10 protein-coding genes are annotated in these 10281 nt (G+C 66.7%); 7 read left to right on the plus strand and 3 right to left on the minus strand.

What is annotated here, in order from left to right; all coding sequences use genetic code 11:
* Positions 1-1663: 1663 nt before the first annotated feature.
* The 4 genes from AB0A95_RS31950 to AB0A95_RS31965 all read left to right on the plus strand — a co-directional run bounded on the left by AB0A95_RS31950 (position 1664) and on the right by AB0A95_RS31965 (position 4498).
* Positions 1664-2290, plus strand: coding sequence for a helix-turn-helix transcriptional regulator (locus AB0A95_RS31950; RefSeq protein ID WP_357559466.1), 627 nt, complete (start codon positions 1664-1666; stop codon positions 2288-2290).
* Positions 2287-2697, plus strand: coding sequence for an SgcJ/EcaC family oxidoreductase (locus AB0A95_RS31955; RefSeq protein ID WP_357559456.1), 411 nt, complete (start codon positions 2287-2289; stop codon positions 2695-2697). Before AB0A95_RS31950 ends, AB0A95_RS31955 begins: the two co-directional genes overlap by 4 nt.
* A complete protein-coding gene (locus tag AB0A95_RS31960; protein WP_357559457.1) occupies positions 2694-3098 on the plus strand; it encodes a hypothetical protein in 405 nt (134 codons plus the stop codon). Before AB0A95_RS31955 ends, AB0A95_RS31960 begins: the two co-directional genes overlap by 4 nt.
* A gap of 389 nt (positions 3099-3487) precedes the next feature.
* Entirely contained in the window at positions 3488-4498 is a 1011-nt protein-coding gene (locus tag AB0A95_RS31965; RefSeq protein WP_357559458.1) for a DUF5954 family protein, read from the plus strand.
* Positions 4499-4613: 115 nt separating this feature from the next.
* Here AB0A95_RS31965 and AB0A95_RS31970 read toward each other — a convergent pair whose 3' ends face one another.
* Together AB0A95_RS31970 and AB0A95_RS31975 are read right to left on the minus strand one after the other, a co-directional pair.
* Positions 4614-5420 (minus strand): SAM-dependent methyltransferase, encoded by an 807-nt coding sequence (locus AB0A95_RS31970; RefSeq protein ID WP_357559459.1) that lies wholly within the window; start codon positions 5418-5420, stop codon positions 4614-4616.
* Between the two features lie 416 nt (positions 5421-5836).
* Positions 5837-6748 carry a LysR substrate-binding domain-containing protein gene (locus AB0A95_RS31975; protein WP_357559460.1) on the minus strand — a complete coding sequence of 304 codons (912 nt, stop codon included), beginning with the start codon at positions 6746-6748 and terminating at the stop codon, positions 5837-5839.
* Positions 6749-7030: 282 nt separating this feature from the next.
* Between AB0A95_RS31975 and AB0A95_RS31980 the strand changes: the two genes are divergently transcribed.
* Genes AB0A95_RS31980 through AB0A95_RS31990 form a run of 3 tightly spaced genes read left to right on the plus strand, consistent with a single transcriptional unit; the run spans position 7031 to position 9359 of the window.
* A complete protein-coding gene (locus tag AB0A95_RS31980) occupies positions 7031-7654 on the plus strand; it encodes an NAD(P)-binding domain-containing protein (RefSeq protein WP_357559461.1) in 624 nt (207 codons plus the stop codon).
* Positions 7655-7706: 52 nt separating this feature from the next.
* Entirely contained in the window at positions 7707-8648 is a 942-nt protein-coding gene (locus AB0A95_RS31985) for an SDR family oxidoreductase (protein WP_357559462.1), read from the plus strand.
* A 42-nt stretch (positions 8649-8690) separates the two neighbouring features.
* Positions 8691-9359, plus strand: coding sequence for an NAD(P)-binding domain-containing protein (locus tag AB0A95_RS31990; RefSeq protein ID WP_357559467.1), 669 nt, complete (start codon positions 8691-8693; stop codon positions 9357-9359).
* Between the two features lie 525 nt (positions 9360-9884).
* Here AB0A95_RS31990 and AB0A95_RS31995 read toward each other — a convergent pair.
* Positions 9885-10172 (minus strand): hypothetical protein, encoded by a 288-nt coding sequence (locus tag AB0A95_RS31995; RefSeq protein ID WP_357559463.1) that lies wholly within the window; start codon positions 10170-10172, stop codon positions 9885-9887.
* Positions 10173-10281: the final 109 nt, after the last annotated feature.

Here is a 10281-nt window from a genome sequence, read left to right on the forward strand (position 1 = left end):
GGATCGCAACCTGTGGTTCGCCCCTGAATCCGACTTCGGCAAGCACGCTGCGCCCGGTCCTCGGACCGGACGCAGCATCCCTGTCCGGCGTCTGACGAACGTGCGATGCGTCCTTACATTCGTGCTCCGAAGGTCGTTACGCTAGGTAATGGCCCGTGCGGCTCGGTAGCCCCTTCAGTCAGCGCAGTTCTGCGGGGGACTTCACCTACTTTCAGTCGCTGTTGCACCTTGCTGGTCGTTGATTAGGCGCTAGGTGGCGCACAGTGAGCAATTTTCTGCACGCCGGACCTGTGTGGGCTCTGGGGAAATCCTGGGGAACGCGGCGGACGGTAGCGTTTTCCCAGCTCAGAAGCCGTGCCCTCGTTGTTCACCCAGATCTACGAAGGCACCAACCAGGTGCAGCGAATCGTCATGGCGCGGCAGCTCCTGAAGGACTGATTCGGGGCTGTTTTGGCAGCTCAGGGCAAGTGCGGGAGGGTCGATCGGCGTGGCCACGCAGTGTGGCTGAGTGATCACCTTGTGGGATATTTGTGGTCACCCCGGAACGCTTTCGGTTGGCGTTCTGGGGAAGCCCATCATTTATCTGCATGCATTTAATCCATTGTGGACGGTGATGTGCGCCGCCGAGAAATAGGTGAACGTCTCAGAAGGTGCGCCTCGCTCGGTCGGGGAACGTAGCTGGCTGCCGGCCGGTCGGTATGTTACGTCGAGTAATGAGTGTGGTGTCTGTTGGCTGAGCGGGGTCTCGCGGCCGGCCATTGGCGGATGGTGGTAGACGGCGTTGGCGTGGGGGTTGTCGCTCGGCTGCGAGATGCCAGGCGCGAAACCAGGGCTGTCACTCTCGGGTGGTGGGCGGCAGGCGAGGCCTGTGCCGCCCAGTCGACGACAGTCCGTTTGGGCCGCGCGGTGCCCGTCAGTCGGAAGCTGAATCGAGAAGGTGGTGCAGCGTGCGGCCGAGCGTGTACACGGTGGTGTGCTCGTCGATGGCCACGCCGTAGACGAATCCTTCCGGTGTCATGTAGCGCCGTGATCCGGGAAGCCGGCAGGCGTCGAGGGTGAAGGGCTCCAGTCGGTACTTGTCAGATCGATCAGATGCAATTGTTGGTTAGCGAAGCCGTACAGAAGGCAGCCGCCCTAGAGGTCGACCGCGACGAACCCGGCGGTGGTGACGACCAGGTGGGTGTCGAGGATCGCGCTTGCGGTCGCCTCGGCGGCCGGGATTAACAACTGCTGGAACCAGGTCAAGATCGTGTGGTCCGTACTGCCCGACCACATGTTGGCCCTATGGCCTGTTCGTGATCTAGGAACCCCCAGTAGTCATCCGGACAGCCTGACGTTCCTAGCCGTTAAATAGTACTAATTGGGATTCTTCAGGCGTGTTCACTTGTGTCTTTCTACTGGTTAACTTGAATGTTGGCTGTTCACGAGCCGCTGCGCCCGGTCTTCGGACCGGGCGAGGATCGCGACACCCTGGAGCCGTTCGAGGCTCCGCCGCTGCGGCCTGGCTGCGCCCGGTCTTCGGACCGGGCGAGGATCGCGACCAGGACGCGTACACCGCGCCATCTGCCAGGCACCATGCTGCGCCCGGTTCTCGGGCCGGGCGAGGATCGCACCTTTGTTGCGACGCGCTATAGTGCAACTTGCACTATGAAGGAAGGTGAAGATGGCGCGAAAGCATGACCTGGTCGGGCTCACGGTGCTTGCCGTGCTCTCCGTGCGCGAGAGCCATCCATACGAGTTGCATCAGTTCATCGTGCGCACCCACAAGGACTACGTGACCGGGCTGCCGCGCAGCCTGTACCACGCCGTGGACCGGCTCAGCACGGCTGGCCTGATCGAGCCGAGCGAGACAGTACGCGACGGCCGCCGGCCGGAACGGACCGTCTATCGCATCACCGACGGCGGACGCCGGGAGCTCATGACACAGCTCGGCGGCCTGATCGAGCGACCGCAACTGGACCGGCCGACGTTCAGCGCGGCGGTCTCGCTGTTGGGCTCACTGCCCGTGCCGGCGGCACGCGAGGCACTGCGCGCCCGGGCTTCGGCCATCAGCGAAACGATCACCACCGGCACCGCGCAGCTCGGTGCTCTCCGCGACAACGACCTGCCGGACGTCGTGCTGCTCAAACTCGAGTACGAGCTGGCGACGCGCCAGGCCGAACTCGATTGGATCGGCACCGTCCTCGCCCGCTTCGACAGCGGTGCGCTCGACTGGCCCGATCCACTCCGGACCAACCTGCTGGAAAAGGCGCTCCACGAAGCGACGAACGAAACGGAGAAGCGACCATGACCATGACCGAGACCACGACCGCATCCATCCGGCAACTGCTGCAGGAACTCACTGACGCCTGGAACGACAGCGACGCCACAAGATACGCGGCGGCCTTCACCGAAGACGCCGACTACATCACCTACTTCGGCCTGCGGATGCACGGCCGCAAAGAGATCGAAGACGGGCACCGGCAGCTCTTCCGCCTACCCATCAAGCTCCAGTCCGGCGGTACCGAGCACGTGGAGGTCAAGCCGCTCACCGACAGCGCCGCCCTGGTCATCGCCGCAGGCGGCTCGGCCGTGAACGGCCAGACCGACCCTGCCCGCAACTCGGTCATCACCTTGACCGCGGTGGACACCCGCGACGGCTGGCGGTTCGCCTCGTTCCAGAACACTCGCGTCAGCGACCCCGGGGCCGACCGATGAGCAAAGGCCAGGCACCGAAACTCCTTGTCGACATTACGGGCGTTATCCAGGCTCCCGTCGACAAGGTCTGGCCGCTGCTCCGGGAGGCGATCCCTTTCACCGAGGAGAACGGCACAACGGCCGCGTACCAAGGCGGATGGTGGTACCGCGGCGAATGGTCCGCACATCCGGACGGGAACCGCACCCTGGTGACTCACCGGGTCTATAACGTTGCCCCCGCGATGCGTTGGACCGTGCCGCTGGCCAATCGATTTTTCATCGGCTACGGACCGAAAACCCGCAGCGGGTTCCAGCAGGCCATCACCGAAGTAGCCCGCCAGCTTGATACCAGCGGCCACCTCATCCTCGACCGTCCCCGAAACACCGGCGACGCTGCCGCATCACCCGCGGAGCCGGACTGACTCCGTCCGACAGGCAGGCGCTACGCGACTGGGCCGTGGCCGACGCGCATCCTCATCTCGACAGAAGCGGATGCCGCGTGGAGATGTCGGCTGAACGCCCGTCACGCGACGTCATAGACCAGGCATGCCGGTCAGTCGCACAACCGTCAAGGCAGCCGACCATCGAAAGTCGCCTGCCCCGGTGCTGCTTGCTGGGACGCTGCTTGAGATGGCCATTCGGTCTCTTCCCATTCGTCGACGCGGGTGGTGCTGTGACGGTCGAGGACGGGAGCGCCGCAGACAAGCCTGCCGTGCGTAACGTGATGGGTTGCGGACCAAACGACGATGTCTGTCAGCTCCTGCGGCGGTGCGAGTCTGCGACTCTGCAGCCAGGGCGACACAATGCGTACATGACGTATCACGATGAGCGGGTGCCTGATCATCTGCTGGTCAGGATCGAGCAGCGGGACGACCCGGTGTCGGAGCTCTCCGAGGAGGACGCCCGGGAGCGATCAATTGCTTACCCGACGCTGATGTGGGGTCTGCCGGTCTTCGGTTTCGCCGAGCAGGTCGACGGTCGGTGGCGGCTCCTCCAACTCGGTGACGATGAGCCCCAGCATGCCCGCGACGGCCTTGCGTCGCACTTTCGGAAGCTGCACAGCGAGCTGCCGGAGACCGACGAGCACGCGACCGAGAGCGCGGAGTACGAGACGGCGTACGAGCTGCTCGACTGGGAGCCGCTCGACGAGCTCACCGTCAACGGCCGCCGCTACCGGATCATCCGTGCCCAGCCGTTCATCCGGATGGGCCCGGACGGGCCGGAGCCGCCTCGGCCCACGGATCCGGACCCCTATCCGCCGGGCCAGGCGGAGCGGGGTGGTTCGCCGATGGAGGGGTTCGTCATCGACCCGACCGCGGGTACCGGGCTCACCGACGGACTGGTCCGGATGGAGATGATTTCGGGCTACCTGCAGACCGACGTCGTCGGCGAGGATGTGCGCGCCGACTCCCGCCTCGCGGTGAGCACCCATCCCAACGTGGTTCTCCTCCCGGTCGAGTACACGATCGGGGCGTATGTCGGCGGCGGTTGGCGACCCCGAACGGCGGCTACCTATCCGACGCCGCAGGCGGCACGGGACGCGGGTTCCTTCTCCCTGGGTTCCTTCGTCCCGGGCGAGAATGCCCCGATCGAGGAGGTCATGGCGGCGTACGAGCGCGCGCGGGCCGCGCACCGGCCGCCGTCCACAGACGACTTCGAGGTGCAGGGCGTGCCGTGCCGGGTGACCCGGGTCGAGACCTTCGTCCGGGTCGGACCGGACGGGCCGGAAGGGCCGCGCCCCTCGGACCTCGATTCGTATCCACCGCCCGCCCGGCAGGTCCACGATCTCCGCGAGCAGGGTCTGATGCCCGACCCGGACTGACCCGACCCGGTGGAAATTGGCGGCCCGCGCAGTGCCCGCGCCGGGACGGGCAGCCGCCCCTGCTCTGCGCCCGGTTCTCGGACCGGGCGAGGATCGCAACGTGAGGAGGCTCAGCTCAGTTGATGCGGGCGACGCCGCCGAACAGGTAGACCTCCGGCTCGTTGGACTCGGGGTGGGGGCGCCAGCGGGAGCAGGTAACGATGCCGGGTTCGAGCAGGTCCAGCCGGTCGAAGAAGCGTTCGAGCTCGGTCTTTGTCCTGGCGCGGATTGGGGTGCCGCCGCGCTTGGTGGTTTCCCGCATGACGCGCAGCATCGGCTCGCCGTGGATCTCCGCGGTGGAGTGGGTGAGTACCAGGTGGCTACCGGTGGGCATTGCCTGCACCAGTTGCGCGACAGAGTCGTAGGCGACGTCGTCGTCCATGAGGTGGTTGACGACGCCGAGGAGCATGAGCCCGATCGGCTGCGAGAAGTCGAGTGTCTGCCGCGCGGACGCGAGGATCGTGTCTGGCTGCCGCAGGTCGGCTTCGATGTAGTCGCAGCTGCCTTCGGGCGCGCTGGTCAGGAGCGCTCGCGCGTGCGCCATGACGAGGGGGTCGTTGTCGGTGTAGACCACCCGGCAGTGTGGGTCGAGGGACTGCGCGACCTCGTGGGTGTTGTCTGCCGAGGGCAGGCCGGTGCCGACGTCGAGGAACTGACGGATGTCGGCGTCCTCGACGAGGAACCGGACCACGCGCTTGAGGAAGGCGCGCTCGGCCTTTGCCCCGATGGGGATATCCGGGATGTGTGCGATCACCTCGTCGCCCGCGGCCCGGTCGACCGCGAAGTTGTCCTTGCCGCCGAGCCAGTAGTTCCAGATCCGCGCCGAGTGCGGAACCGTGGTGTCCAGTTTGGAGCCCGACGGGAACTCCCGGTCCTCGGTCATGAGGGCATTCTTCCGCACAGAAGGCTCGGTGACGCAAGTGGGGCGGCGCTCCGGCGCTCCGGCGGACTCCAATTGGGTGCCCAGGTACGGCAACTGCGTGAGGGCCACCGAAGGGTCCGGGACGGTGCTGGTTGAAGGCGACCACTGATCCTCTACCGAGGGGCTGCGGCGTCGGAGTGCAGGCCGGTGCCGAGGGTGGCGACCCGTGATGGCTCGCCGGCAGCCGTTTCGGATCTGCGACCGGATCACGAGCGGGCCGAACTCGTCGAAGGGCGAGCACCCGCTGCGAAACTGGCTTTAGCGGCTTGCCGCGCGGCAATGTCGATTCTCACTGTGCGCCAAAGCCTCCGCCCCCGTTCATTAATGCCTTCGGTTGTGGCGCCCTCTGGTGGTTCTGTTGTTGTCGGTTGAGCTGATCAACTGTGTGGTGCCGCGGCACCGCTTGCCAGCCGCCACATTTCATCGTTGCCGCATTCTGCGGTGATCTCGGCCGTCGCGTGTGCGGCGGCGAGGAAATCGTTGACCACCGATGAGGTGCGCGATGCCGCCACCGCGAGGCACACCTGGTCGGGCGCCAGGTCTGTGACGGACACATAGCTGACTTCCGGGTGGGAGTAGAACACGGCTGTCGAACGGGCCAGGAACGAGATGCCCCGACCGGCCGCGACGTGTTCGAGCGTCTCGTCCACCCCGCGCACCAGGTATCCGGCGTTGGGGTGCGGGCGCTTGGTGGGCTGTGTGCTCGCGTCGGGATGCCAGAGCAGCGGCTCGCCGGCCAGGTCGGCTTCGGTGATCTGCTTCTTGCCGGCGAGTCGGTGGCCGGCGGGCAGCACCGCCACCCGTGGCTCGGCGTACAGCGGGGTGATGCGCAGGCCGGTCTCGTCGATGGGCAGCCGCACATAGCCGACGTCGATGCGGCCGTCGAGCAGCATCGCGGCCTGGTCGTCGGACTCGATCCGCTGCACGTCCACCATCACGTCCGGGTGCCGGATGGCGAACTCCCGCACCGCCGCGGTGGCCGTGATGCCCGTGCGGAAGCCGACCATCAGCCGCTGGCTGCCACGCGCGGCCACGGTCACCCGGCGGCGGACCGCGTCTGCGGAGGCCAGCAGCGGGCCGGCGTCGGTCAGCAACTGCCTGCCAGCGTCGGTCAGCGCCACGCCGTGGCTGTCCCGGATCAGCAGCGGGGTGCCGAGATCCTGTTCCAGCGCGGGTATCTGCCGGCTGAGCGCCGGCTGCGCGATGTGCAGCTCCTCGGCGGCGCGGCCGAAGTGCAGCCGCTCGGCGACGGCGACGAAGTAGCGCAACTTGCGCAGGTCCAGATCCATGAAGTCCCCCGGTATGGCGATGCCTCCAGGGTATCGCCATCGCTGAAATAGGTCTTGGACACCCGCTCAGACCCGTGACAGCCTCAATAGGTACCCGATGGGCCGGAGCGAATTCGGTACAAGAATCGACATCGGGATTGATGGCAGGTCCCCGAAATAGAATTAGCGCGACATGGGTTGGGTCAGGCCCGTCACGTCACTCGATCGCATCGACGACACCACCGTTAACAACAACGGGGTGGGCGTCTGCCCAGATATTCCACTTCAGAAAGCAGGCACTCCATGAGCAGCATCAGCATTATTGGCCTGGGGGGTATGGGTCGCGCCATAAGCGCCCGCGCGGTCGAGGGCGGCCACGCCGTCGAGGTCATCGGTCGCGACGCAGCCAAGGCCGAGGATCTGGCCGCCGCGCTCGGCGGCGGCGCCACGGCCGGGACATTCGGCACCGCCCCGGCCGGCGACATCGTCATCCTCGCCGTGCCGAACGCCAGCGCCGTGCCGGTCGTCGCCCAGTACGGCAACGCACTGGCCGACAAGGTCATCATCGACATCACCAACCCCATGAAAGCCGATGCGAGCGGGCTGACCACCCCCGACGGCACGTCCGCCGCGCAGGAGATCGCCGAGGCCGCCCCGGCGAGCGCACATGTCGTGAAGGCGTTCAACACCGTCTTCGGCCACGTCCTGGCCCCGGGCCGCCCACTGGACGTGCTCTTTGCCGGCGACGACGCGCGGGCCAAGGCGAGCGTATCGGCGTTCATCGAGAGCCTCGGGTTGCGTCCCCTGGATGCCGGCGGCCTGGAGATGGCGCACTGGCTGGAAGGGACAGGTCTGCTGATGGTCAGCCTGGCCCGCCACGGCGTGGGGGACTTCAACTTCGCCCTCGGCGTCAGCAATCTCGGCTGAGCAGACCGGCACCGCCACTTTTCCCGTCACCTCATCCATAAGGAACAGCAGCATGCGCGTTTTCGTCACTGGCGGGACCGGCCATTCCGGTTCGTACATCGTCCCCGAGCTCATCGCCGCCGGGCACGAGGTCACCGGCCTGGCCCGGTCGAACACTGCCGCGGCGGCGCTGTCCGCCCTCGGCGCAAAGGTGCGTCGCGGCGACCTTGAGGATCTCGACGGGCTCAAGGAGGCGGCCGCGGACTCCGACGGCGTTATCCACGTCGCGCACCGGCAAGACCTGCTTTTCTCCGGCGGAATCCACGCCGTGGCCGCAGCGGAGGTCCCGATCATGCTCGCCTACGGCGAGGCACTGGCGGGAACCGGAAAGCCGCTCGTCGCGGCGGGGAGCATCGGCTCGCCCGGGCAGGGATTCCTGGGCCGGACGGCCACCGAGGAGGACCCGGCCCTCCCCAGTGGCGATGAGCACAGGGGCACCCTGCGGGCGCGTAATGTCGTGGAAACCACAGTGGTCGGCCTCGCCGAGCGGGGAGTGCGGTCTTCGGTCGTGCGGATTGCCAACATTGCGCACGGCACGACCGATCGTGCCGGCTTCCTCCCGACGCTGATCGCGCTCGCGAAGGAGAAGGGCTTCATCGGCTACCCCGCAGACGGCGCGAACCTGTGGAACGCCGTGCACATCCGCGATGTCGCCTCCTTGTTCCGCCTGGCGCTGGAGAAGGGCCCGGCCGGCAGGTACTGGCACGCGGTCGACGACGGGGGCATCCCGTTCCGCGAGATCGCCGAGGCCATTGGCAACCGTCTGGGCCTGCCCGCCGTGAGTGTTCCCGTAGACGAACTGGTGCTGCCGGGGTATTTCGGGTTCCTCGCGAACATCGTCACGCAGAGCTACCCGGCGTCCAACCGCATCACCCGCCAGATCCTCGGCTGGGAACCCTCCCAGCCCCGCCTGCTCGCCGATCTGGGCAACGGCCACTACTTCTCCGCGAGCTGAGAGTCGCGACGAGTCCGGCTTATGAAAGGGGACGGCTCAGATATGACTACCGTGGGATTCATCGGCAGCGGCGCCATCGGCACCGCCATCGCGCGGCTCGCCGTCGATGCGGGGCATCAGGTCGTGCTCAGCAACTCACGCGGACCCGAAACGCTCGCTGACATGGCCGCGGAACTGGGTCCGCGGGCGTCCGCGGCAACCAGCGGGGAAGCCGCGGCAGCCGGTGCCATCGTCGTGATCGCGGTGCCGGTCAAGGCCTTCCCCCACGTGCCCGCCGCGGCACTGGCCGGGAGGACGGTCATCGACATGTGCAACTACGGCCCCGAGCGTGACGGGCCCATCCCCGAACTCGACAACAGGTCACTCACCTCGAGCGAGCTGCTGCTGCGGCACCTCCCGGACGCCATGGTTGTGAAGGCGTTCAACAACATCTTCTTCAAACACCTGCTGTCACTCGCCCGTCCGGCGGGGGCGGCCGACCGCTCGTACCTGCCGATCGTCGGGGACTCCGCGCTGGCGAAGGCGGCGGTGACCACATTCATCGAATCCATCGGGTACAGCGTGCTGGACGCGGGACCGCTGGCCGATAGCTGGCGGCAGGCGACGGGCACGCCGGTGTGGGGGACGCCGTACGGGCCGTACTCCAACGAGAAGGGCCAGCCGGTCGGCGAGGACGCCATCCGTGCGGCACTGGCCGCCGCAACGCGGTAAACCGCTTTCGGTCGGTGTCGCACCTTGCTGGTCGTTGACTGAGCGCGGGGTAGCGCACGGTAGGAAAACTTCTCCGTGCCGGGCCTACCCACTCTGGGGAAGCCTGGGGAGCGCGGCGGATGGCAGCATTTTCCCAGCTCAGAAGCCATGCCCTGTTGTTCACCCAGATCTACGAGGGTACGAACCAGGTGCAGCGGATCGTCATGGCGCGGGAGCTGCTGAAGGGCTGATCTGGGGCTGTTCTGGCAGCTCAGGGCAGGTGTAAGCGAGTCGATCGGCGTGGCCGCACAGTGTGGCTGAGTGGCTACCCTGTGAGATATTTGTGGTCGCCCCGGAACGCTTTCGGTTGGCGTTCCGGGGAAGCCCCTCCGGTTATCTGCACAGGAGGCATTGTGGACGGTGATGTGCGATGCCGAGACATAGGTGAACGTCTCAGGAGGTGCGCCTCGCTCGATCGGGGAACGTGGCGGGGGTTCGGACCTGGGCTCGTTTCTGGTCGTTGATCGGGGTTGTGGAGCTGGCTGGTCAGTTGCTTGTGGACCACGTGCTTGTGGATGCACTGGTCGCGGCGACGCCGGGTGCCCCAGGGTTGGCCCGGCTGCGCAGGAGTGCGACGGCGACGGCGAATTGCCAGATGACGATGGTGTAGACGGAGCCGCGTTCGATCGCACCCGAGGGCAGGTTGGCATCGAAGGTGAGGAAGAGGGCGATTACGGAGGCCAGGCCGAATGCTCCGACGACGATGCTGACCAGGCCGATCAGCCCTGTCTCGGGAGACTTTCGCCAGTGGATGCCCAGGACGAGGGCAAGCACGTTCCCGCCGCCGATCGCTACAGAGGTTGAAAGGCCAGGGTTCGGGCTATCTCGGTGGTTCGGGTTCGAGGGTCATGCCGGTGCTGGCGAGGAAGCCGGCGAGGAGGTC

Origin of the sequence: Micromonospora sp. NPDC049230, from assembly GCF_040647875.1 — a bacterium.
Taxonomy (GTDB): domain Bacteria; phylum Actinomycetota; class Actinomycetes; order Mycobacteriales; family Micromonosporaceae; genus Micromonospora.

Coding starts and splice junctions, on each gene's coding strand:
- AB0A95_RS31950 (WP_357559466.1), top strand. CDS start 1,664: ATGGCGCGAAAGCATGACCTGGTCGGGCTCACGGTGCTTGCCGTGCTC.
- AB0A95_RS31955 (WP_357559456.1), top strand. CDS start 2,287: ATGACCATGACCGAGACCACGACCGCATCCATCCGGCAACTGCTGCAG.
- AB0A95_RS31960 (WP_357559457.1), top strand. CDS start 2,694: ATGAGCAAAGGCCAGGCACCGAAACTCCTTGTCGACATTACGGGCGTT.
- AB0A95_RS31965 (WP_357559458.1), top strand. CDS start 3,488: ATGACGTATCACGATGAGCGGGTGCCTGATCATCTGCTGGTCAGGATC.
- AB0A95_RS31970 (WP_357559459.1), bottom strand. CDS start 5,420: ATGACCGAGGACCGGGAGTTCCCGTCGGGCTCCAAACTGGACACCACG.
- AB0A95_RS31975 (WP_357559460.1), bottom strand. CDS start 6,748: ATGGATCTGGACCTGCGCAAGTTGCGCTACTTCGTCGCCGTCGCCGAG.
- AB0A95_RS31980 (WP_357559461.1), top strand. CDS start 7,031: ATGAGCAGCATCAGCATTATTGGCCTGGGGGGTATGGGTCGCGCCATA.
- AB0A95_RS31985 (WP_357559462.1), top strand. CDS start 7,707: ATGCGCGTTTTCGTCACTGGCGGGACCGGCCATTCCGGTTCGTACATC.
- AB0A95_RS31990 (WP_357559467.1), top strand. CDS start 8,691: ATGACTACCGTGGGATTCATCGGCAGCGGCGCCATCGGCACCGCCATC.